Here is a 22,198-nt window from a genome sequence, read left to right on the forward strand (position 1 = left end):
AACATTTTATTGCAGAAATTTTTCATATTCATAATACTCCGGATAAGATGCGAGCGTTTCTTGACACGATTCACAAATCGTTTTTATATATATATTTCCATTCTCATGAAAATGAATCATCTCTACTACTTCTTGCTCTGTTAGTTGAAATAAAACGTCGCTATACACTTTTTCTGCAGTAACGGAGCCTACATTACTCCCGCAATGTCTGCAATAATAATATCCTTCCATACTAGCCTCCTAAAAATCCAATTACTACTAGTATGGGTAAAAACAAGACAAAATATTCTCAATCATACCCTTAACTATTGAAGGTATTCATGATTTGAAGAAAAGGTTTATTTAACCATTCTTCACATGCATCCGCTGCTTTTTCAATAGAATGACTCACATCAGGAATTTCTTCCGATGTAAAACGTCCTAATACGTAATCTACTACCTTCATGCCATTTTTCGGACGATCAATTCCCATGCGGATACGTTGAAACTCTTGTGTTCCTAAATGTGAAATTGTTGATTTCACACCATTATGTCCACCAGCACTACCTTTCATACGAAGGCGTAATTTACCTACAGGGATGTCTAAATCATCGTACAGAACAACGAAGTCCTCAACATCAATTTTATAGTAATCCATGAGTGGTCGAATACTTTCCCCAGATAAATTCATATATGTAAGTGGCTTTAATAAGATTACTTTTTCTCCATTAACAAATCCTGCACCAAATACTCCTTTAAATTTTTGTTCATTCAAAGAAATATTCCAACGCTTTGCAAGTTCATCAATCGCCATAAATCCAATATTATGCCTTGTTAATTCATATTCTCTACCCGGGTTCCCAAGTCCTACTATCAATTTCATTCTTGTACCACTACTTTCTTTTTTCGATACGAAAAGACGTAACCAATCTTGGTTACGTCTCATTCTATCCAATTAATTGAATAATACACTTACAGATTCTTCTTCGTATACACGAATGATTGCTTCTCCGATTAGTGGAGCAACTGAAAGTTCATGTACTTTGTCGATTTTCTTCTCTTCTGGTAATACGATAGAGTTCGTTACAACTAACTCTTTAATATTTGAGTTTTGGATACGCTCAATTGCTGGACCAGATAATACTGGGTGTGTACAGCAAGCATATACTTCAGAAGCACCGTTCTCAACAAGAGCGTTTGCTGCTAATGTAATTGTACCAGCTGTATCAATGATGTCATCAATTAAAATTGCTGTTTTACCTTCAATATTACCGATAATGTTCATTACCTCTGATACGTTCGGACGAGGACGACGCTTATCAATAATAGCGATTGGTGCTTTTAGGCGATCTGCCATTTTTCTAGCACGAGTTACCCCACCGTGGTCAGGTGACACGATTACGATATCTTTAAGACCTTTTGTTTCAAAGTAATCTGAAAGAATCGGTACACCCATTAAGTGATCGATTGGGATATCAAAGAACCCTTGAATTTGTGGAGCATGTAAATCTAGAGTGATTACACGAGTTGCACCTGCTGTTTCAAGCAAGTTTGCTACAAGTTTCGATGTAATTGGTTCACGAGAACGCGCTTTACGGTCTTGACGCGCATAACCATAGTAAGGAATAACAATATTAATTGTTTTTGCAGATGCACGTTTTAATGCATCGATCATAATAAGTAATTCCATGATATGTTCGTTTACTGGGAAGCTTGTAGATTGAATAATGAATACATCGCAACCACGGATACTTTCTTCAATGTTAATTTGAACTTCTCCATCACTAAAACGATCAACAGAACATTTTCCTAGTCCTACTCCAATGTGCTTTGCAATTTGCTCAGCAAGTTCCTTATTAGAGTTTAAAGAGAATACTTTCAAATTAGAATTTAGATATTGAGTCGACATCTAGATTAACCCTCCACATTATGATTTTTTCTTATTCAGCAATTGATCAACATAGTCTTCTTTGTTAACTTGACGTGCACGTGCTACAGATAATGCTTTTGATGGAACATTCTCTGTAATTGTAGAGCCTGCTGCCACATAAGCACCATCTTCAACTGTTACAGGAGCGACAAGGTTTGAATTACATCCAATAAATACCCCGTTACCAATCACAGTTTTGAATTTATTCTTACCGTCATAGTTCACCGTAATTGAACCACAACCAAGATTCACGTCTTCTCCAACTAGTGCATCCCCGATATAACTTAAGTGTGAAGCTTTACTTCTATTACCAAAAACAGTTTTTTTGATTTCCACGAAGTTTCCAACGCGTACTTCATCTCCAATAACTGAATCTGGGCGAATATGTGCAAATGGACCAACCGATACTTCTGTACCAAGTTTACTATCATGTACAGTAGATTGTCGAATTGTCGTACGATCTCCAATTTCACTATCGCGAATTACTGTGTGCGGTCCAATTTCACAATCAGAACCAATTACAGTATTCCCCTCAATAATTGTTCCTGGATGAAGAACTGTATCACTACCGATAATTGCATCAGCAGAAATATACGTGTTACTTGGATCAATAATTGTAACACCATTTACCATGTTCTTACGGTTGATACGGTTTTTCATAATAATTTCCGCTTGCGATAGAGCGACTCTGTCGTTAACACCTAACGTTTCATCGAAGTGCTCTGTTTGATAAGCCGATACGATATGACCTTCATTTTTTAAAATCTCAATAACATCTGGCAGGTAATATTCACCTTGTACGTTATCATTTGAAACTTTAGAAAGTGAGGCGAATAAAGCTTTATTATCAAAACAATACGTACCTGTATTGATTTCTTTAATAGCTAATTCTTTCTCATTTGCATCCTTATGCTCAACAATCTTTTCAACATGACCATTCTCATTACGAACGATACGACCATATCCAGCAGGTTCTTCTATGTAAGCTGTTAGCACCGTTGCCATTGCCCCTGCTTCTTTATGTTGCTGAAGCAATGCTTCCATCGTTTCAGCAGTTATTAGCGGCGTATCACCACAAATAACTAAAGTTGTTCCTTCTTCATTTGCAAGTACACTTGCAGCTTGATCGACAGCGTGTGCTGTACCAAGTTGTTCTGCTTGTAATGCAAACTCACTTACGTTTCCTAGCTGTTCTTGTACCATTTCAGCACCATGTCCTACGACTGTTACAAGTTTCTGCAATCCTAATTGCGTTACTTGATCGACAACATGTTGTACCATAGGTTTTCCACATACAGGATGAAGCACTTTGTATAGCTTAGACTTCATACGTGTGCCTTTGCCTGCAGCTAGAATCACTGCAAATCTGTTTGACATATAGACCCTCCATCGCAACCTATTTATCCATTAACGATATTATCCTAAATCATCATATATTTCAAGAAACACATTTTAACTATTAAATTTTACCATAATTCTTATACGATGTTTTACTCTTTAGTATCTTTTTTAAGAAATAAGCTATACTATTTAAAATGATTTTGAAAAAATTAGAAGTTTTCCTCTTCACTTTAATAAATTCAGAATTTTCCGTACAAAAATAGATAAAACCACACAAAAAAACAAACTCCTGTAAATGCTTACAGGAGTTTGTTGCAAAATTATAGGGATTTCTTTAAAAAGCCCTTTTCATTCGAATTTTACGAAGCACCCGCTTCTTCAAACTCAACCTCTTCTAACTCGCCTAAACGATGATACTCTGTTAAAACCGCATCTTGAATTTTAGAGCGTGTATTAGAATTAATTGGATGTGCAATGTCACGGAATTCTCCATCTGGAGTACGTTTACTTGGCATTGCTACAAATAATCCATTATTACCATCAATTACACGAATATCATGAACAACAAATTCATGGTCTAGAGTAATAGAGGCAATTGCTCTCATGCGGCCTTCTGTGTTTACGCGGCGTAATCTTACGTCAGTCACTTCCATCTTGTGTTCACCACCCTTTTCTAAATAAGCGATATATTTGTATAAATTCCACAAAATTTCTATTTTCCCTTTAATTTTTTAAAAATTTTTAAGATAAAAATTTTTAATGTAATTGAATATAGAGATTAGTGGAGGTTATCGCTTACAAAAGATTACTTAACTAGGGCAATTACTTCGATTTCAATTGAAACATCTTTCGGTAATTTTGCTACTTGTACACAAGAACGAGCTGGCTTATGAGTAGAGAAATAAGAGCCGTATACTTCATTAACAGCATTAAAATCATCCATATCTTTTAAGAATACTGTTGTTTTTACTACTGTATCAAATGAAGCACCTGCTTCTTCTAATACCGCTTGTAAATTTTGAAATACTTGCTCTGTTTGTACTGTCACGTCTCCTGCTACAAGCTCTCCACTTGCAGTTAACGGAATTTGTCCTGAACTGTAAAACATATTATTTACAATAATCCCTTGTGAATATGGTCCAATTGCTTGTGGTGCATTGCTTGTTTGAACAACTTTCATATTTTTTCACCCTTTTATTATTTATTTTTACTCTTTAAAAATAGTGCACGAAAAGCAGTTTGTCCATCTATTTTATAATTTATAAATAGAATAAAAAAAAGATAAAGCGATCTGCTTTACCTTTTTACTCAGCCTCTACAAGCCCTTCATCAAATGGTGCCAGTGAATAATTTCCCTTTTCCACTTGAATCGCTTTTTCTTTCACATCAACTTCTGATAGACGAATTAATGATACAAAATTATTAATTAGTCGTTCTTCAATATCTGTGGATTCTACTAATACACCAATACCAACAACATTAGCCTTAAACTCTTCTAACATACTCATCATACCTTGAATTGTCCCGCCAGCTTTCATGAAGTCATCAATAATTAAAACATTTGATCCCTCTGGAAGGCTACGCTTTGCTAACGTCATTGTTTGAATTCGCTTAGAAGAACCTGATACATAGTTAATACTAACAGTTGGGCCTTCTGTTACCTTATTATCTTTCCTTGCAATTACTACCGGTATATCTAAGTAATTTGCCACCGCATAAGCAAGTGGAATCCCCTTCGTTGCCACCGTCATAACCGCATCAATTGGTTGCCTAGCAAAAACAGAAGCAAACAAACGACCTGCGCCATTAATATGGCGAGGATTACTTAAAAGATCTGTCATATATAAGTAACCACCAGGCAAAATACGATCTGGATTTTCAAATAAGCTACAAAGCTCACCAATAATTAGATCTGCCTCTTCCTCACTTATATATGGTATATATTTCACTCCTCCTGCTGCTCCTGGTACCGTTTGCAATGTGCCGACCCCTTGTTGTTCAAACGTTTGCTTAATAATAACTAAATCTTCACTAATGGAAGACTTAGCTGATTGATACCTTTCAGCAAAAAAAGTGAGAGAAACTAGCTGACGAGGGTTTTGTAACAAGTAATACGTCATATCGACTAATCTTGTACTTCGTCTAATTTTCATACTCCCACCTCAAATCACGAATATTCTAAACAAATCATAACGTATTATACGTCTTTATTCAAGCGTTTCTCGCTCTCCTAATAAACGTACTGCGTATACTTGTTCACAAAATCCTTTTAATCCGTTATATATACGATGCATTCGCGAATCATGGTGCACAAGACCAAATACGGTTGGGCCACTTCCACTCATTAATACGGCATCCGCCCCAAATCGCTTCATCTGTGCCTTAATACGTGCAACTTCAGGATGCATCGCAAACGTTACATCTTCTAAAACATTACCAACAGTATCACAAATCCCTTTGTAGTCCCCAGCATTTATGACGTTAACCATTTTATCTACATTTGGATGTGTAACTCGATTTAACTTTAAATTTCCATACACATCAGCAGTAGATACACCAATATGGGGTTTTGCCAAAATAACCCAACAAGAAGGTGGAGTTTTTATGTGCTCAATTTGCTCTCCTCTTCCAGTGGCAATTGCTGTCCCACCATATACACAAAACGATACATCTGATCCGATTTTTGCGCCAAGCTCTGCTAACTGATCAATTGTAAGCCCTAAATTCCATAATTTATTAAGGCCACGTAATGTCGCTGCTGCATCACTACTTCCACCTGCTAATCCAGCTGCTACTGGAATCGTTTTTTCAATAGTAATAGATACGCCTTTTTTCACATTAAACTTCTCTTTTAATAATTTCGCTGCTTGATAAGCTAAATTTCTTTGGTCGTCTGGGACATACCGATTATGGGATAAAATTTCAATACGGTCTTCTGCTAATTCCATTAGTTCTAAACGATCCGCTAAATCAATTGTTGTCATAATCATTTTCACTTCATGATATCCGTCTTGTCTTTTTCCCAGTACATCTAACGACAGATTAATCTTTGCTGGTGCTTTCACTAGTAGCTTCAATCTATTCACCCACTCTATGTACTCAATCTTTTATCGTTTATTTTACCATAAATTTATAGTAAGACGATGACACTTCCCTAATTATAACGAAAAGCATTCAGAATGAAACTACTTATGTAAAATGATGGCACCTTTTCGAGTACAAAAAGCCGAGGAATCACTCCTCGGCTACCGTAGCATAGAAAGTATCTTACAACTACTGGTTTTGTTTCATTAATTGCTGTTCTGCAATTTCTATAGCACGTTTCACCATGTTACCAGCATCTTTCGCACGAATTCCGCCCCAGCCCTCTTTCTGAACAACATCATAAAAGCCTAGCTCTTTTGCAAGCTCTTCTTTAAATTGATTTGACATGACACCTCTTCGTCTACTCAATGCAGAGTCCCTCCTTATTTTGCTACGGTATAATTAGTATGCAAAATAATATAGCTTTTCATTTGTGGGAATATATGTAACGATACATGAATTATAAAATCACTTCATTATGAGGTTCACCATAAAACGTTAACTCTACTGTCTCTGTTAAAACATCCGCATAGCTATATGATACACGTTGCAACGCATCTTCTTGCTGATCCAATTGTACAACAAAAACAGAACGGTACGTTTCTGCAAGTACACCTGATTGTTCTACTGTTTTTCTTCTCCCACTATTTGCCTTTAACATCAGTCTCTGTCCAAGATGGTGATCTAATTCGCTTTTAATTTCATCTAAACGTTTTGACATATACTTCGTTACACCTCGCTGTAATTTAGATTGAACACTTAAAACACGATATATCTATCCCAATTATTAACCGCAACTCACAGACAATATCATTATAAAAGCATCATGCGTTCAAATAGATAGAAGAAATACTATATTGTAAAAGTATCATTATGTAGTCTGCGCGTTCTTGTCTCTTTTTATCCAAGCTGATTTAAATCCTTCCCATACAAAAAAGCAAGATACATATGTACCTTGCTTATTCTTCATAATGTTGAAAGGGTAATCCAGTTCGTAAAATCCCCCTCGTCTCAATCCCGCCAAGTCCCTTTTCGCCGGTAATCGTATTACGTACAACATCCCATACATTTACTCTTTCCATAAATGACGTAAAACTAATTTTACCAACCACATATACAGGATCTAGTGCGTGAATATTAATTCTAGATGGTGAACTAGCAAAGTTAGCACCCGCTCGAATTAATGCTTCAAAGTGTGATTGGCATGCCCCAGCAAAAATAACGAGTTGATCCAATGATGGATATTTTTTTCTCACTTCTCGAACAGCCTGTACAAAATGCCTTGAATGCCTATATGCTGCTAAATCTCCCTTTACCCCTTTTGATTTTGTATATGCATCGTGCCCCGTAATAACTAAAATGTCTGGACGAAAATGATCTATTAAATCTACTACCTTTTCATGCATCTCTGTTTCTTTACAATGAATACCTTGTACAGGAACACCAATTTTATTATATAAGTCTAAGCACTTGCGCAAATATAACGGGTCACCATCTATATGCAATACACGTCCTGGCATTTGAAAATAATTCACCTCACTTGTATATCCACCCGTTGAAGTGTGTTCATGCCTTTGTTTCATTAATACATAATCTTGTTGAAACAAACGATACGTACGCTCCATCGTTTCTTTCTCACGCTTCGCTCTTTTTTTATGCTCTCGTTGATCTATACTAATTAAATCTTCAAGTGGCGCATCTGCCACCAGTCTAATTTCCTCTCCAAATAATATAGCTATCTCGCCTTTTATTTCTATAATACGAAAAAGGATATCCCTATTATGAGAATATCGTTCCACTAATTCTCCAACATGTAAAGCCATTCTCCTACCTCCAAACTCGTTAGGCCATCTTACCTGTTTTTAAAGTATGAATGTAGGAGAGGAAAGGTGACAAAAGGGACAGTTCAAGTTGAACTGTCCCTTTTCTATTCTTATGACAATTTATGAAGAACTAATGCATTACTTAATGTTGCAAACTCCTCGATAGATAGCGTTTCGCCTCTTCGTTTTGGATCAATTCCCACTTCTGTTAAAATTCGATCCAACAGCTCTTTATCTTTCGGGAAACCATTTAAATTATTTGATAAATTATTCATTAAAGTTTTACGACGCTGTGCAAAACTTGCTCGTACTACTTCAAAGAAGAATGTCTCATCTGTTACTTCTACAACTGGTTTCGGGCGCTTTAGGAGACGAATAATCGCAGAATCAACATTTGGTTGTGGCACAAACACTGTACGTGGTACAGTCATAACTGTTTCCACCTCTGTATAATACTGAATAGCAATGGATAAAGAACCATACTCTTTCGTTCCAGGTTTAGCAGCTAAACGATCTCCAACTTCTTTTTGCATCATAACAACAAATCCACGAACCGGTAATTTCTCTTCCAACAATTTAAATAAAATTGGCGTTGTAATATAGTACGGTAAGTTCGCTACTACCATTACATCTTGCCCTTCCTCAAATTGCTCACTAAACACCTCATGTACATCTGCCTTTAGTACGTCTTTATTTATAACTGTAACGTTGCTATATGGAGCTAACGTCTCATCTAAAATCGGTAATAACCTCTGATCAATTTCAAAAGCTACTACTTTTTTAGCACGCTTCGCTAATTGTTCTGTTAACGCACCAATACCTGGTCCAATTTCAATTGCACCACTTTCTGAACCAATTTCAGCGTGATCGACAATACGATTTAATACATTCGTATCAATTAAAAAATTTTGTCCTAAACTTTTTTTGAATGAAAATCCATACTTTTCAACAATGTCTTTCGTACGGTTTGGCGTTGCGATATCCTTCATTTTCTTTCCTCCTGTATGACTTGCTTATAAGCTTCTGCAAACGATTCTTTTGAAACTTGAAACATTTGTAAACGTTTATGTAACTGTTTTGCGTTTGTATAACCAATCTTTAATAGCTTACCCATTCTTTCTCTGCGACTCTTTGCCATTTCTCCGCCCACTAAACCTGCATCGACTAAATCGCTCCAACTAATTTCACTTGTGTAAGCTTCCATTTCTTCATGTATATTCTCTAAAGCACGGCGAATTGATTCATTAGAAGCATGTTCAATCCCGACACCCTTTTTCCTTTTGGCAAGTGCTTCTTCCTTCGGTAAAAAAGCATGTTTACATCCAGGCACCTTATCAGAAATAATTTTTCGAATACGCTCTCCAGGATAATCCGGATCTGTGAAAATAATAACGCCCCGTTTTTGCAGCGCTAATTTAACTTGCTCAATAACATGATCACCGATTGCTGAACCGTTCGTTTCAATTGTATCCGCATCAACAGCACGCTTAATCGCAACTGTATCATCTTTACCTTCTACAACGATAATCTCTTTAATTTTCATGCTTGCCTCCACACTCGTTTCGTCTCTACTTAGTAAAACAAAAAAATGACGACTTTTCCATTATTATTTTCCCCATTCTTACATTTTAAAAAATAGAATGTCCAAAACTTTGTTCTCTCTCCTTATTGTAACACTTCCTCATTCGCCCTTATTTTTTCACAAAAATAAAAAAGAATGGGTTCTCCCACTCCTTTTTATTCAACACCAAATAAAGCTTTTGCATTTTTTGTTGTTATTTCTGCTACTTCCTCATAAGAAATTCCTTTTAAATTCGCAATTTCTTCTGCTACGAGTTTTACATAACTCGGTTCATTTCGTTTTCCTCGAAATGGATGTGGTGTTAAATATGGACAATCTGTCTCTATTAACAATTTCTCTAATGGAATCTCCACAGCAACTTCTTTCGGCTTCTTAGCATTTTTAAATGTAACTGGTCCACCTAACGAAATTAAAAAGTTCATATCAACACATCGCTCTGCTACTTCTACGCTGCCGCTAAAGCAATGCATAATGCCTCCTACTTCAGCTGCATTCTCTTCTTCTAGAATATCAACAATATCTTGAGTTGCATCGCGGTTATGTATAATAATCGGCAATTTCACTTTTTTAGCTAATGCAATTTGTTTACGGAATACTTCCTTCTGTATTTCTTTTGGAGACTTATCCCAATGATAATCTAATCCCATCTCTCCAAGTGCAACGACTTTAGGATGAGAAGCAAGTTCTTCTAACCAAGCTAGATGTTCTTCTGTCATGTCAATTGCATCAACTGGATGCCATCCAACCGCAGCGTAAATAAAATCATAAGTTTCAGCTAATTCAATCGCCTTTTTTATCGTTACTTCATCAAAACCAACAACAACTGTATAGGTAACTCCCGCTTCTTTCATTCGTGCAATAACCTCTTGCAAATCTTCTTCAAATTGCTCTGCATTCAAATGTGAATGTGTATCAAACAACATAATACATAACTCCTTTTATATTGAAATCAAGTTTATTCTAAAAAATAAGCTCTTTAATAACTTAACGATAACAATACTATAATTTTAATGCAAAAATAGAGAGTGTAAAAAGAAAAAAGACGCTTCACACATGTTACACGTGAAACATCTCTTTTCTTGTCTTAATTACTTGATTTTTGTACCGTTTGGTAGATTTTGGTCGATTGATGCTAATGACAATACGCCATTCTCTTCACCCGCTAAAATCATACCTTGTGATAATTCACCGCGTAATTTTACAGGTTTTAAGTTTGTTACACAAATAACCTTTTTACCTTTTAGGTCTTCCGGCGAATAGAATTTTGCAATTCCTGAAACAACTTGACGCTTTTCTGTACCTAAATCCAGCTGAATTTTTAACAACTTATCTGCTTTTTTCACAGGTTCAGCTGATAGTACTTCAGCTACGCGTAATTCTACTTTAAAGAAATCATCAATTGTAATTTCTTCTGCTTTCGGTTCTTCTTCTTTTTTCTCTTCTACTTTAGGAGCAGAGCTTTTCATTTGTTCTTTAATGTACCCTACTTCTACTTCCATTTCTAAACGCGGGAAAATCGGGTTTCCTTTTTCTACTTTTGTTCCAGCTGGAATACAGCCAATTGTAGATAGGCTTTCCCAAGATTTATGTGCCTCTTCAGTAAGTCCAAGCTGAGCAAACATCTTACTTGGTGCTACTGTTAGGAACGGCATAAGCATAATACCTGTTTGACGAAGCACCTCTGCTAAGTGAGCCATTACAGAAGCTAATTTTTCACGATCATTCTCATCTTTCGCTAATACCCACGGTTGTGTTTCATCAATATATTTATTTGCACGGCTAACCAATTGCCAAATTGAGCTTAGCGCTACAGAGAATTCCATATTCTCCATTGCCTCTTCTACTTTTTTCAATGTATCTTTTGCAAACGTTACTAACGTTTCATCGAATTCCGTTACATTTTCTTTAAATGCAGGGATTTCTCCGTTAAAGTACTTATCAATCATAGCTACTGTACGATTTAATAAGTTACCTAAGTCATTTGCTAAATCGAAATTAATGCGCTCCACAAATCCTTCTGGTGTGAATACGCCATCAGATCCGAATGGAACTTCACGAAGTAAGTAATAACGTAATGCATCTAATCCGTAACGATCGATTAAAGTAACTGGATCTACTACGTTTCCTTTTGACTTACTCATCTTTCCATCCTTCATTAAAATCCAACCATGAGCAAAGATTTTTTTCGGAAGAGGTAAATCTAATGCCATTAAAATGATTGGCCAATAAATTGTATGGAAACGAACGATTTCTTTTCCAACTAAATGTACATCAGCTGGCCAGAATTTCTTATACATCTCTTCATTTTCTGTTCCATAACCTAATGCTGTAATGTAGTTAGATAATGCGTCAACCCATACGTAAATAACGTGTTTCGGGTTACCTGGAACACGAACTCCCCAGTCAAATGAAGTACGAGAAACAGCTAAATCTTCTAGGCCTGGTTTAATGAAGTTATTAATCATCTCATTCTTACGAGACTCTGGCTGAATGAAATGTGGATTATCTTCATAGAATTTTAATAGTCTGTCGACATATTTACCCATTCTAAAGAAATACGATTCTTCACGAACAAGTTCTACATCATGACCACTATCTGGGCTTTTTCCTCCAACTACTTTTTCACCTTCCATAATTGGATCTACTAATTGATGCTCTGTATAGAATGTCTCATCTTGTACAGAATACCAACCTTCATATTCATCAAGATAAATATCACCTTGATCTACTAGTTGCTTGAAGATTTTTTCAACAACATCTTTATGACGATCTTCAGTTGTACGAATAAAATCATCATAAGAGATATCCATTTTCTCCCAAAGTTCTTTAATTCCTGCAACAATGTTATCCACATATGCTTGTGGTGTAACATTTAATTCTTCTGCTTTCTTTTGGATCTTCTGTCCATGCTCATCAGTTCCTGTTAAATAATGAACATTGTATCCTTGCATACGCTTATATCGTGCCATCGCATCTCCTGCTACTGTTGTATAAGCATGTCCAATGTGTAATTTTCCACTTGGATAATAAATTGGGGTAGTAATATAAAAGGACTTATTTTCCTCTGTCATTGTTTTGGACCTCCCGGATAACCTCATATGTATTTATAAATAGTATATCAAAAACTTATATATAAAGTGAAACTTTAATCTGTGGGGGGGTTCACTCCTGCGGATTATTAGCCCGCACCAATCAGGCTTTTACGAGCAATCCGACTCCAACTTAACTTCTTTGCTCCACCCAAATTTTAAATTTAGAATCTTACTGCTTGGCAAATAGCGGGATAAAAACGAGTTAATACTTAATATCTTTATCATCTATTGCTCATATTTCAAGAAAATATACAGTCCTTACTTACAATCTATAAATTTTTCTGAAAATAAAGTGAAATAATAGTAGAAATTACTCTCATTCTATTATATATAAGAAGTAAGAAATCTATAAATCTTTTTAAAAAATATAGAATTAAAGAATTGACGGAAATGTAAATGATTGGTATCATATGTCCATAGGGTATTTTGTCGAAAAATGACGAATCTAGAAAATAGACTCGAAACTTATAAACTATTTCTTTAGGAGGAAAAGAATTATGAAATCTACTGGTATCGTTCGTAAAGTTGATGAATTAGGTCGTGTAGTAATTCCAATCGAATTACGCCGTACTTTAGGTATTGCAGAAAAGGATGCTCTTGAAATCTACGTTGATGACGAGAAAATCATCTTAAAAAAATATAAGCCAAACATGACTTGCCAAGTAACTGGTGAAGTATCTGATGGTAACCTATCTTTAGCTGAAGGTAAAATTATCTTAAGCAAAGAAGGCGCTGAGCGAATCTTAAACGAACTTCAAGATTATATCGAAACAGCAAAATAAGCTTCTCAATTATGAGAAGCTTATTTTTTATCGACATGATAGATTTGATATACATCGCGTTTCGACAAATCTCGATCTTTAGCGACTGTTTTTATTGCCTCTTTTGAATTCATACCTTTTTCGTTTATATAATGTTCAATATGATCATATACCGAAATAGATTCCCACCATTGTTCTTCTGGGGTAGGTTCTTCCGTTGAACCAGCTACTAAAATACAAAACTCGCCACGAACTTCATTTTGTTTCGTCCACTCAATTGCTTCCTCAACTGTTCCACGAATAAATTCCTCAAATTTTTTCGTTAACTCTCGACATAATACAATTTCTCTATTTCCCAACACTTCTTGCATCGAGATTAAAGTATCATCTAAACGATGGGGCGCTTCATAAAACATCATTGTAGTTTGTACATAACGAAGCTTCTCTAACTCCATTTTTCTTTCTTTTTTATTTCTTTGTAAAAATCCATAGAAATAAAATTGTTTTGTTTCAAGACCTGATGCAATTAATGCTGTAAGGGCTGCATTTGCCCCAGGAAGCGGGATTACATGATACTGTTCTGCTACAGCCTCTACAACAATATCGTAACCTGGATCGGAAATACAAGGCATACCAGCATCACTAACAAGTGCTACAGTCTTTCCTTCGTCTAACTTCCCTAATATTTTCTTACCACTTACTTCCTTATTATGCTCATGGTAGCTCATAACGGGGGTTTCAATTTCGAAATAATTACAAAGTTTTTTCGTTTGTCTCGTATCTTCAGCAGCAATTAAATCAGCTTCTTTTAAAATTCGGATTGCACGAAATGTCATATCTTCTAAATTTCCAATAGGAGTTGGTACTAAATATAAAACTCCCTTTTCATTTTGTTGAAAGCTTTTTTGTTGCCACATAGCGTTCTCCTTTTTGCATATATTCTTCTTTTTGTTTTCTATTTAACTGCTTAAAATAATACTCTGCTTGCATAGCTGTACGCTTATCTTCATGAAATTCTATGTATTTTAAAACAACAGGAAGTCTAGCACGCGTATACCTAGCCCCTTTTCCACTATTATGGGTCTGAATCCGCTTCTCTATATGATTTGTATATCCTGCATAATAACTTCCGTCAGAGCACTCTACTACATAAAAACAATGCTTATTCTTCTCCATATAAAATTGAACGAATCTCCTTTGTATATTCATTATTTTCTTCATATACAAAAAGGGGTGGCAATATTTTCAAATCTGCGTTTCCGTCCTTAATTCCTTCAATTAACAATGTATTCGCTTCTTTCCCTGCCTTAGGATAAACAAATCGTACACGCTTTGGTTCAATTTTGTATTTACGCATTAATGTAACAATATCTAGCAAACGACCTGGACGATGTACAAATGCTACTTTCCCGCCTTGCTTTACTAATTGACTACTTGCAGATACAACATCCTCTAATGTACACATAATTTCATGACGAGCTATCGCTAAATGTTCATTCATATTTTTCTCAGAAGTTGCAGGTGTTTGAAAATAAGGGGGATTACATGTAACTACATCATATTGATGACGTCCAAGTTTCTCCGGCATATCTTTCAAATCCCCATGTATTAAGTGAATTCTTTCTTCTAACTTATTGTATTGAACGCTTCTGATTCCCATATCATATAAACGTTCTTGAATTTCTACACCTGTAATGTTTCCCTTTGTTCTTGTACTTAATAAAAGGGGGACAACTGCGTTACCTGTACACAGATCAAGTACATTACCTTTTTGAATCGGCACCCAAGCAAAGTCTGCAAGTAAAACAGCATCTAACGAGAAATTGAATACTGATGGGCTTTGTACAATCTTCATATCTTGCGCTAATAAGTAATCTAAACGTTCATCTTCATATAAATTCATATGTTACTCCTTTTCTTACACTTAACCTACCCTATTTCTTCTTCTACTAATAAAAAAACATATTTCATTCTACTCTCATGTATAAAAAATTACCTTTCCAATTATCATTGGAAAGGTAATTTCACTTTTTATTTAAAAATGACAGGCAGAATAAACAATCTCCCTCTTTACGTACACTTCCATAATGCAGATTACAAATATGAAAACCTTCTTGATATAGCCTTGCTAAATTATCGTAGCCTTCGCCAATATCAGTTGTCTTCGGCTTCACTTCTTTACGTTTTTGAGTTTTTTGTTTTTCCTTAATCTGCACTTCTTCAAAGCGGTGTCGCAAATTTTCATTTTCCATTTTTATATGTTGGTTCTCTTCCAACAACTCTGCAAGATGTTGTTTTAATTCTCCCAACTGTTTGTATAAATGTCCAATTTGCTCTTCCATACTAGAAACCGATGCAAAAATATCTTTTTTCTCCACAAGCACCCACCTCATTAATCTGTGGTTTGACTCGAAACGACCCCTTTATTCACTAACTCATCTAACGTATATTCTACTATCCGTTCCTTGTCTACTAGTTCCACTTGAATTAATCTTTCTAAAATATTTAATCCGATAACACGGCCAGTACCATGCGGGGTTTGTATACGTTGATCTAAATCAGGAAGTTGTTCCTTTGCTGCCTCATATTCATCATTCTCATATTTTAAGCAACACATTAAGCGACCACATAAACCAGAGATTTTTGCAGGATTTAATGATAAATTTTGATCCTTTGCCATCTTAATGGATACAGGTTCAAAATCTCCTAAAAAAGTAGAACAACAAAGCATACGACCACACGGACCAATACCACCAAGCATCTTCGCTTCATCACGAACACCAATTTGTCTTAGTTCAATTCTTGTCCTAAAAATTGCCGCTAAGTCCTTTACTAGTTCGCGGAAATCAATCCGACCATCCGCAGTAAAGTAGAAAATAATCTTATTGCGATCGAACGTATACTCTACATCTACAAGTTTCATATCAAGATTATGCTCTACTACCTTTTGCTGACAAACTTGATATGCTTCTTTCGCAGCATGTTTGTTCTCTTCAACAATGGTACGATCATTTTCATTTGCAATACGAATAACCTTTTTTAGCGGTAATACAACGTCGTTTTCATCAACTTGCTTTTTGGTAATAACTACTTTTCCGTACTCAATACCTCTTACTGTTTCTACAATTACAAACTCATTTTCAGAGATATCGAACTGATTCGGATCGAAGTAATACACCTTTCCGGCCTTCTTAAAGCGAACACCTACTACATCATACAAAACGGTCATCCCTCCTGCAACCGCAACACTAACTGTTCGAACACAAGCTGCGCATTTACATTAGCGTTGATTCTATTTTTTGCCTCTAATATATTAAAGAGAGCTGATACAATGCGCTTCTGAGCATAGGAGAAAGATTCAAACATCTCTTTCTGCTCATGAAAAACAAGACGATCTTCTTCTCCAAGTTGAACATATAATAAATCCTTATAAATAAGGAGCAACATATCTAAACCTTGCTGTAATTGTTCTTTCTCTCTAAAGTGTTTTCCCCATTTTTCTTGTACAAAAAAAATAGAGGCTTTATCCTTTTCGAGCGCTTCACATAATTTTATCACTAAAGCTCGTGCTTGTGCAAACCATTCATCACTACATAAAGCTAAAGCTTCATCAAAACTATTCGTGAGTTGCGCAGCAAGTGTCGATAAAGATGCCGTAATACCTTCATCCTGTAATCTTCTAATTAAAGATTCCGTAGGTAACGGTCTAAATGTAACAACTTGACAGCGAGATAAAATCGTATTTAAAATTTGATGACTTTGTTCAGTAAGTAAAATAGCTGTTGTATCACTACTTGGTTCTTCTAAAAATTTTAAAAGTGTATTCGCTGCATTTGCTGTCATACGATCTGCATGCTCAATAATATATACTTTTTTATTTGCTTCTAATCCTGTTTTTGAAAACTCTTCTTGTAAATCATGAATTTGCTGTTTCTTAATAGATAATCCGTCTGGTTTTACAATATGTAAGTTAGGGTGGTTACCTGAATCAATTCGCTTACAATTTGTACATACGTGACAAGGCTCTACTCCATTCCGCCCAGAACAGAGGAAACTCTTTGCCATTTGAATTGCCGTTGCAAACTTTCCAGTCCCTTTCCCTCCCTCTAACAAGTAAGCGTGGGATATACGCTCTTTTGCAATGCTATTCATCAACATTTTTACACCGATGGGTTGTATAGCAGAAAGCTGCTCCCACGTCTTCGTCATAATGCATACCTCACTTATTTCATTCTTTCCTTCTATTATAACAATTTATCTTCTATAATCTGAACAACTTCTTCTATAAGTTTTTCCATTGGTTGATCAGCATTTACCAATACAATACGATCTGAGAAACGTTCTACAACTTGTAAATATCCTTCACGGACACGTTTATGGAAAGAGATATCTTCCATATCTAATCGATTCACTTCACGTCCTGCATCTTTTTCAATGCGAGCTAAACCAATCTCTGGTTCAATGTCTAGGTAAATCGTTAAACTAGGCATACAGTCCTCTGTTGCGAAACGATTTATTTCAAATACTTTATCCATGCCTAATCCTCTTGCATATCCTTGATACGCTAAAGAGCTATCTATAAAACGATCACATAATACAAGGTAGTCCTCGTTAAGTGCCGGCATAACCTTTTCCACCAAATGTTGTCTACGTGCAGCAGCATACAGAAGCGCCTCTGTACGTGCCTCCATCATCGTATATTCTTGTTTATGTAAAATTGTTCTAATATCCTCTGAAATTGCAATGCCACCTGGTTCTCTCGTCGCTATTACCTTTTGTTCTTTTTGTTCAAAGTACGGCAATAAACTTTTAATTAACGTTGTTTTACCCGAACCTTCTGGACCTTCAATTGTTACAAATAATCCCTTCATTCTAAAACCTACTTTCTATATCATACACTTTCATATATTCCGTGTTACCTTGAAAACGAGCGCCTGATTGCTCTAAATACATAATTTGCTCTTTATGTTCTGAAGTAATTCTTTCTCCATACATAATCAATGGAATTCCAGGTGGGTACGGAATTACCATTTCTGCCGCTATCATCCCAACTGCTTCTTCTACAGATACTACTTTTGTTTCATATCCTTCCAGTTGTTTATATGTATACGGTAAAGGAGAAAATTCTCCTTTATAAGTATAACGAATAGATTCCTTCTTGTCTTTCACCTCATAATATTGCAATGCCTCTCGGATCATCTCTATAGCCTTCATATACTCCTTATTTACTTGCAAGGGCAAAATAAATAGGACATTATATGGATCCGCCATTTCTGTATATATACCAACCTTTTCAAATACAGACTGTAATTCGTATCCTGATAACTGACAACGTGTCTGTACAGTAACCTTTAACTCGTCTTGTAATGGATATTGTAAAATAGCTATTTGTGGAATAGAACACAATTCGTCTTTAAATCCCCGTAAAAACTCGACAATTTCATCATGTCCCTTTTCTTTTATACGTGCTATTGTAAAGCGTGCAATATCAAGAGAAGTCATAATTGGATACGATGGACTACTAGATTGTAGCATATTTAAATAGGTAGAAACTTTTTCTTCTTTCACTAAGCGACTATTTATATGTAAATAGGACCCCATTGTCATCGCGGGTAATGTTTTATGTGCAGAATGAACTACAATATCTGCACCATATGCTAATGCTGACTTTGGAAATGCTCCCCCTAAACAAAAATGGGCTCCATGCGCTTCATCTACTAAAACAGGGATTTTATGTGCATGTGCATAAGCGATGCTTGCCTCTAGATCCATCCCCATACCATAATAATTAGGATGCGTTAAAATGAGTGCTTTAGCATTTGGATATTTTTCAATTGCTTCCTTAATAATTTTATCATGAATTCCCACTGGTACATTATAAGCTTCATCAATCCATGGATCTAAAAAAATTGGATTTGCGCCCGCTAATTTTAAACCATTAATAATTGATTTATGACAATTTCTTTGTACAAGAACAACATCATGTTCTCCACAACAAGACAAAATCATTGCTAGGTTCCCTACTGTTGAACCATTAATTAAAAAATAACTTTTTTTCACTCCATATACATCAGCTAATAACTGTTGTGCCTCATCTATACATTCAAACGGACTATGTAAATCATCTAACCCTGACAACTCAGTTACATCGATAGATAGTATATCTTTAAACTCCCCTACAGCTTCCTGAGGGAAGTTTAAACCATTTTTATGACCTGGAACATGAAAGGATAACGGCCCTCTTTCTTTAAACCCTGTTAATGCCTCATATAAAGGTATGCGATTTTGATTCATCTATATCTCTTCCTTATTATTTCATTCTTCCTCTATTATACAGAACAAAAAAAATAATAGGCATATGCCTATTTAAAAATATGATACTTCTAATTTCCGAAGCTGTTTTAAATAATATATATACTTCGGATCACTTGTCTCCGTATTCACCATATCCTTTTCACATTCATAACATATTAAATTATTATAAACATATATCCCTTCTTTTCTTTCTGTCTCACAAACAATACAAACTTCATTTTGTGCTTTCATAACCTTCCCTCCCTATTTAAATGGACATATTTTATACTTCTATTCCTTAACAATTTACAGAAAAATATACATCCATCTCTTATATAATATGATTAACCCTTGGGCAACGTGTTTGTATTACCATTACTTCTTTTTTCGTACTGTTTGAAAACAGAAAAAAACACAAGTCAAAAGACTTGTGTTTTTAGTTGCTTGGCGACGTCCTACTCTCACAGGGACAAGGTCCCAACTACCATCGGCGCTAGAGAGCTTAACTTCCGTGTTCGGTATGGGAACGGGTGTGACCTCTCTGCCATCATCACCAAACTATGAAGGCATATTCCTTCAAAACTAGATAACATTTGCTACATATTATATGGTTAAGTCCTCGATCTATTAGTATTCGTCAGCTCCACATGTCACCATGCTTCCACCTCGAACCTATCAACCTGATCATCTTTCAGGGATCTTACTAGCTTACGCTATGGGAAATCTCATCTTGAGGGGGGCTTCATGCTTAGATGCTTTCAGCACTTATCCCTTCCGCACATAGCTACCCAGCTATGCCCTTGGCAGAACAACTGGTACACCAGCGGTGCGTCCATCCCGGTCCTCTCGTACTAAGGACAGCTCCTCTCAAATTTCCTACGCCCACGACGGATAGGGACCGAACTGTCTCACGACGTTCTGAACCCAGCTCGCGTACCGCTTTAATGGGCGAACAGCCCAACCCTTGGGACCGACTACAGCCCCAGGATGCGATGAGCCGACATCGAGGTGCCAAACCTCCCCGTCGATGTGGACTCTTGGGGGAGATAAGCCTGTTATCCCCGGGGTAGCTTTTATCCGTTGAGCGATGGCCCTTCCATGCGGAACCACCGGATCACTAAGCCCGACTTTCGTCCCTGCTCGACTTGTAGGTCTCGCAGTCAAGCTCCCTTATGCCTTTGCACTCTACGAATGATTTCCAACCATTCTGAGGGAACCTTTGGGCGCCTCCGTTACACTTTAGGAGGCGACCGCCCCAGTCAAACTGCCCACCTGACACTGTCTCCCGGGTCGATAAGACCCGTAGGTTAGAATTTCAATACAGTCAGGGCGGTATCCCACCAGCGCCTCCACCGAAGCTAGCGCTCCGGTTTCAATGGCTCCCGCCTATCCTGTACAAACTGTACCAAAATTCAATATCAGGCTACAGTAAAGCTCCACGGGGTCTTTCCGTCCTGTCGCGGGTAACCTGCATCTTCACAGGTACTATAATTTCACCGAGTCTCTGGTTGAGACAGTGCCCAAATCGTTACACCTTTCGTGCGGGTCGGAACTTACCCGACAAGGAATTTCGCTACCTTAGGACCGTTATAGTTACGGCCGCCGTTTACTGGGGCTTCAGTTCAGAGCTTCGCTTACGCTAACCCCTCTCCTTAACCTTCCAGCACCGGGCAGGTGTCAGCCCCTATACTTCGCCTTACGGCTTCGCAGAGACCTGTGTTTTTGCTAAACAGTCGCTTGGGCCTATTCACTGCGGCTTTCCGTTAAGAAAGCACCCCTTCTCCCGAAGTTACGGGGTCATTTTGCCGAGTTCCTTAACCAGAGTTCTCTCGCACACCTTAGGATTCTCTCCTCGCCTACCTGTGTCGGTTTGCGGTACAGGCACCTTTTATCTCGCTAGAAGCTTTTCTTGGCAGCGGGGAATCAAAGACTTCGCTCCATAAGGAGCTTCCCCATCACAGCTCAGCCTTCACGATAAGCGGATTTGCCTACTTATCAGCCTAACTGCTTGGACGTGCACAACCAATCGCACGCTTCTTCTATCCTTCTGCGTCCCTCCATTGCTCAAACGATAAAGAGGTGGTACAGGAATATCAACCTGTTGTCCATCGCCTACGCCTGTCGGCCTCGGCTTAGGTCCTGACTAACCCTGAGCGGACGAGCCTTCCTCAGGAAACCTTAGGCATTCGGTGGACGGGATTCTCACCCGTCTTTCGCTACTCATACCGGCATTCTCACTTCTAAGCGCTCCACCAGTCCTTCCGGTCTGACTTCACTGCACTTAGAACGCTCCCCTACCACTGATACCATTG

Annotated in this window: 25 protein-coding genes and 2 rRNA genes (1 of these 27 cut by a window edge); 1 reads left to right on the forward strand and 26 read right to left on the reverse strand. The window is 36.9% G+C overall.

Annotated features, from left to right (window positions below):
• Nucleotides 1-6: 6 nt before the first annotated feature.
• From QCI46_RS27165 to metG, 15 genes are all read right to left on the reverse strand, one after another.
• The gene (locus QCI46_RS27165) at nt 7-231 is read right to left on the reverse strand and encodes an anti-sigma-F factor Fin family protein (RefSeq protein WP_000399441.1); all 225 of its coding nucleotides are present in this window, start codon (nt 229-231) and stop codon (nt 7-9) included.
• A 70-nt stretch (nt 232-301) separates the two neighbouring features.
• Entirely contained in the window at nt 302-862 is a 561-nt protein-coding gene (gene pth, locus QCI46_RS27170) for an aminoacyl-tRNA hydrolase (RefSeq protein ID WP_080377450.1), read from the reverse strand.
• 72 nt (nt 863-934) lie between these two features.
• Nucleotides 935-1,888, reverse strand: a complete 954-nt coding sequence (locus QCI46_RS27175; RefSeq protein ID WP_000107420.1) for a ribose-phosphate diphosphokinase — start codon at nt 1,886-1,888, stop codon at nt 935-937.
• 18 nt (nt 1,889-1,906) lie between these two features.
• Nucleotides 1,907-3,286: a bifunctional UDP-N-acetylglucosamine diphosphorylase/glucosamine-1-phosphate N-acetyltransferase GlmU gene (gene glmU / locus QCI46_RS27180; RefSeq protein ID WP_353841806.1), complete on the reverse strand. Its 1,380-nt coding sequence runs from the start codon at nt 3,284-3,286 to the stop codon at nt 1,907-1,909.
• A 323-nt stretch (nt 3,287-3,609) separates the two neighbouring features.
• Nucleotides 3,610-3,903 carry a septation regulator SpoVG gene (gene spoVG, locus QCI46_RS27185; protein WP_000454042.1) on the reverse strand — a complete coding sequence of 98 codons (294 nt, stop codon included), beginning with the start codon at nt 3,901-3,903 and terminating at the stop codon, nt 3,610-3,612.
• 152 nt (nt 3,904-4,055) lie between these two features.
• Nucleotides 4,056-4,430, reverse strand: coding sequence for a RidA family protein (locus QCI46_RS27190; RefSeq protein WP_000869826.1), 375 nt, complete (start codon nt 4,428-4,430; stop codon nt 4,056-4,058).
• A 124-nt stretch (nt 4,431-4,554) separates the two neighbouring features.
• A complete protein-coding gene (gene purR / locus QCI46_RS27195) occupies nt 4,555-5,403 on the reverse strand; it encodes a pur operon repressor (RefSeq protein WP_353841807.1) in 849 nt (282 codons plus the stop codon).
• A 54-nt stretch (nt 5,404-5,457) separates the two neighbouring features.
• Entirely contained in the window at nt 5,458-6,327 is an 870-nt protein-coding gene (gene ispE / locus QCI46_RS27200; protein ID WP_000772096.1) for a 4-(cytidine 5'-diphospho)-2-C-methyl-D-erythritol kinase, read from the reverse strand.
• A gap of 196 nt (nt 6,328-6,523) precedes the next feature.
• A complete protein-coding gene (gene sspF, locus QCI46_RS27205) occupies nt 6,524-6,703 on the reverse strand; it encodes an acid-soluble spore protein SspF (RefSeq protein ID WP_001985066.1) in 180 nt (59 codons plus the stop codon).
• A 91-nt stretch (nt 6,704-6,794) separates the two neighbouring features.
• Nucleotides 6,795-7,055: a biofilm formation stimulator Veg gene (gene veg / locus QCI46_RS27210; RefSeq protein ID WP_000044349.1), complete on the reverse strand. Its 261-nt coding sequence runs from the start codon at nt 7,053-7,055 to the stop codon at nt 6,795-6,797.
• 238 nt (nt 7,056-7,293) lie between these two features.
• Nucleotides 7,294-8,157 (reverse strand): sporulation peptidase YabG, encoded by an 864-nt coding sequence (gene yabG / locus QCI46_RS27215; RefSeq protein ID WP_001173738.1) that lies wholly within the window; start codon nt 8,155-8,157, stop codon nt 7,294-7,296.
• Between the two features lie 110 nt (nt 8,158-8,267).
• Nucleotides 8,268-9,146 carry a 16S rRNA (adenine(1518)-N(6)/adenine(1519)-N(6))-dimethyltransferase RsmA gene (gene rsmA / locus QCI46_RS27220; protein WP_000651555.1) on the reverse strand — a complete coding sequence of 293 codons (879 nt, stop codon included), beginning with the start codon at nt 9,144-9,146 and terminating at the stop codon, nt 8,268-8,270.
• Nucleotides 9,143-9,700, reverse strand: coding sequence for a ribonuclease M5 (gene rnmV, locus QCI46_RS27225; RefSeq protein WP_000692830.1), 558 nt, complete (start codon nt 9,698-9,700; stop codon nt 9,143-9,145). Before rnmV ends, rsmA begins: the two co-directional genes overlap by 4 nt.
• A 194-nt stretch (nt 9,701-9,894) precedes the next feature.
• Nucleotides 9,895-10,662 carry a TatD family hydrolase gene (locus QCI46_RS27230; protein ID WP_000895836.1) on the reverse strand — a complete coding sequence of 256 codons (768 nt, stop codon included), beginning with the start codon at nt 10,660-10,662 and terminating at the stop codon, nt 9,895-9,897.
• Nucleotides 10,663-10,827: 165 nt separating this feature from the next.
• A complete protein-coding gene (gene metG, locus QCI46_RS27235) occupies nt 10,828-12,810 on the reverse strand; it encodes a methionine--tRNA ligase (protein WP_048542191.1) in 1,983 nt (660 codons plus the stop codon).
• Between the two features lie 518 nt (nt 12,811-13,328).
• On the opposite strand from metG, the gene QCI46_RS27240 reads away from it, so the two are divergent.
• Entirely contained in the window at nt 13,329-13,613 is a 285-nt protein-coding gene (locus QCI46_RS27240; protein ID WP_000843039.1) for a transition state genes transcriptional regulator AbrB, read from the forward strand.
• 20 nt (nt 13,614-13,633) lie between these two features.
• On the opposite strand, the gene rsmI is transcribed toward QCI46_RS27240, so the two are convergent.
• The 11 genes from rsmI to QCI46_RS27295 all read right to left on the reverse strand — a co-directional run.
• Nucleotides 13,634-14,509, reverse strand: coding sequence for a 16S rRNA (cytidine(1402)-2'-O)-methyltransferase (rsmI, locus tag QCI46_RS27245; RefSeq protein ID WP_000267812.1), 876 nt, complete (start codon nt 14,507-14,509; stop codon nt 13,634-13,636).
• A complete protein-coding gene (locus QCI46_RS27250) occupies nt 14,478-14,768 on the reverse strand; it encodes a GIY-YIG nuclease family protein (protein ID WP_000414343.1) in 291 nt (96 codons plus the stop codon). Before QCI46_RS27250 ends, rsmI begins: the two co-directional genes overlap by 32 nt.
• On the reverse strand, nt 14,755-15,495 hold the full coding sequence (locus tag QCI46_RS27255; protein ID WP_060486369.1) for a tRNA1(Val) (adenine(37)-N6)-methyltransferase: 741 nt from the start codon (nt 15,493-15,495) through the stop codon (nt 14,755-14,757). Before QCI46_RS27255 ends, QCI46_RS27250 begins: the two co-directional genes overlap by 14 nt.
• A gap of 121 nt (nt 15,496-15,616) precedes the next feature.
• Entirely contained in the window at nt 15,617-15,970 is a 354-nt protein-coding gene (yabA, locus tag QCI46_RS27260; RefSeq protein ID WP_000412057.1) for a DNA replication initiation control protein YabA, read from the reverse strand.
• Nucleotides 15,971-15,984: 14 nt separating this feature from the next.
• Entirely contained in the window at nt 15,985-16,812 is an 828-nt protein-coding gene (locus tag QCI46_RS27265) for a PSP1 domain-containing protein (RefSeq protein WP_000272429.1), read from the reverse strand.
• Nucleotides 16,813-16,817: 5 nt separating this feature from the next.
• Nucleotides 16,818-17,801 carry a DNA polymerase III subunit delta' gene (gene holB, locus QCI46_RS27270; RefSeq protein WP_046954526.1) on the reverse strand — a complete coding sequence of 328 codons (984 nt, stop codon included), beginning with the start codon at nt 17,799-17,801 and terminating at the stop codon, nt 16,818-16,820.
• A 35-nt stretch (nt 17,802-17,836) separates the two neighbouring features.
• Nucleotides 17,837-18,463, reverse strand: a complete 627-nt coding sequence (gene tmk / locus QCI46_RS27275) for a dTMP kinase (RefSeq protein ID WP_353841808.1) — start codon at nt 18,461-18,463, stop codon at nt 17,837-17,839.
• Nucleotide 18,464: 1 nt separating this feature from the next.
• Nucleotides 18,465-19,886, reverse strand: a complete 1,422-nt coding sequence (locus tag QCI46_RS27280) for an aminotransferase class I/II-fold pyridoxal phosphate-dependent enzyme (protein WP_353841809.1) — start codon at nt 19,884-19,886, stop codon at nt 18,465-18,467.
• A gap of 72 nt (nt 19,887-19,958) precedes the next feature.
• On the reverse strand, nt 19,959-20,138 hold the full coding sequence (locus tag QCI46_RS27285; RefSeq protein WP_353841810.1) for a sigma factor G inhibitor Gin: 180 nt from the start codon (nt 20,136-20,138) through the stop codon (nt 19,959-19,961).
• Between the two features lie 190 nt (nt 20,139-20,328).
• Nucleotides 20,329-20,444: ribosomal RNA gene (rrf, locus tag QCI46_RS27290) — 5S ribosomal RNA — on the reverse strand.
• A gap of 49 nt (nt 20,445-20,493) precedes the next feature.
• A 23S ribosomal RNA gene (locus tag QCI46_RS27295) occupies nt 20,494-22,198 on the reverse strand; it runs 1,217 nt beyond the window's last position.

The organism is Bacillus cereus group sp. RP32 (assembly GCF_040459735.1).
Lineage (GTDB): Bacteria > Bacillota > Bacilli > Bacillales > Bacillaceae_G > Bacillus_A > Bacillus_A wiedmannii.

What these genes read in the sequence shown, in the direction of transcription:
- holB (WP_046954526.1), bottom strand. Translation starts at nt 17,801, where the DNA reads ATGACGAAGACGTGGGAGCAGCTTTCTGCTATACAACCCATCGGTGTA.
- QCI46_RS27230 (WP_000895836.1), bottom strand. Translation starts at nt 10,662, where the DNA reads ATGTTGTTTGATACACATTCACATTTGAATGCAGAGCAATTTGAAGAA.
- rsmA (WP_000651555.1), bottom strand. Translation starts at nt 9,146, where the DNA reads ATGAAGGATATCGCAACGCCAAACCGTACGAAAGACATTGTTGAAAAG.
- QCI46_RS27280 (WP_353841809.1), bottom strand. Translation starts at nt 19,886, where the DNA reads ATGAATCAAAATCGCATACCTTTATATGAGGCATTAACAGGGTTTAAA.
- QCI46_RS27190 (WP_000869826.1), bottom strand. Translation starts at nt 4,430, where the DNA reads ATGAAAGTTGTTCAAACAAGCAATGCACCACAAGCAATTGGACCATAT.
- tmk (WP_353841808.1), bottom strand. Translation starts at nt 18,463, where the DNA reads ATGAAGGGATTATTTGTAACAATTGAAGGTCCAGAAGGTTCGGGTAAA.
- glmU (WP_353841806.1), bottom strand. Translation starts at nt 3,286, where the DNA reads ATGTCAAACAGATTTGCAGTGATTCTAGCTGCAGGCAAAGGCACACGT.
- QCI46_RS27285 (WP_353841810.1), bottom strand. Translation starts at nt 20,138, where the DNA reads ATGAAAGCACAAAATGAAGTTTGTATTGTTTGTGAGACAGAAAGAAAA.
- QCI46_RS27165 (WP_000399441.1), bottom strand. Translation starts at nt 231, where the DNA reads ATGGAAGGATATTATTATTGCAGACATTGCGGGAGTAATGTAGGCTCC.
- yabG (WP_001173738.1), bottom strand. Translation starts at nt 8,157, where the DNA reads ATGGCTTTACATGTTGGAGAATTAGTGGAACGATATTCTCATAATAGG.
- rsmI (WP_000267812.1), bottom strand. Translation starts at nt 14,509, where the DNA reads ATGTGGCAACAAAAAAGCTTTCAACAAAATGAAAAGGGAGTTTTATAT.
- QCI46_RS27175 (WP_000107420.1), bottom strand. Translation starts at nt 1,888, where the DNA reads ATGTCGACTCAATATCTAAATTCTAATTTGAAAGTATTCTCTTTAAAC.
- QCI46_RS27250 (WP_000414343.1), bottom strand. Translation starts at nt 14,768, where the DNA reads ATGGAGAAGAATAAGCATTGTTTTTATGTAGTAGAGTGCTCTGACGGA.
- QCI46_RS27255 (WP_060486369.1), bottom strand. Translation starts at nt 15,495, where the DNA reads ATGAATTTATATGAAGATGAACGTTTAGATTACTTATTAGCGCAAGAT.
- QCI46_RS27240 (WP_000843039.1), top strand. Translation starts at nt 13,329, where the DNA reads ATGAAATCTACTGGTATCGTTCGTAAAGTTGATGAATTAGGTCGTGTA.
- veg (WP_000044349.1), bottom strand. Translation starts at nt 7,055, where the DNA reads ATGTCAAAACGTTTAGATGAAATTAAAAGCGAATTAGATCACCATCTT.
- pth (WP_080377450.1), bottom strand. Translation starts at nt 862, where the DNA reads ATGAAATTGATAGTAGGACTTGGGAACCCGGGTAGAGAATATGAATTA.
- metG (WP_048542191.1), bottom strand. Translation starts at nt 12,810, where the DNA reads ATGACAGAGGAAAATAAGTCCTTTTATATTACTACCCCAATTTATTAT.
- rnmV (WP_000692830.1), bottom strand. Translation starts at nt 9,700, where the DNA reads ATGAAAATTAAAGAGATTATCGTTGTAGAAGGTAAAGATGATACAGTT.
- purR (WP_353841807.1), bottom strand. Translation starts at nt 5,403, where the DNA reads ATGAAAATTAGACGAAGTACAAGATTAGTCGATATGACGTATTACTTG.
- spoVG (WP_000454042.1), bottom strand. Translation starts at nt 3,903, where the DNA reads ATGGAAGTGACTGACGTAAGATTACGCCGCGTAAACACAGAAGGCCGC.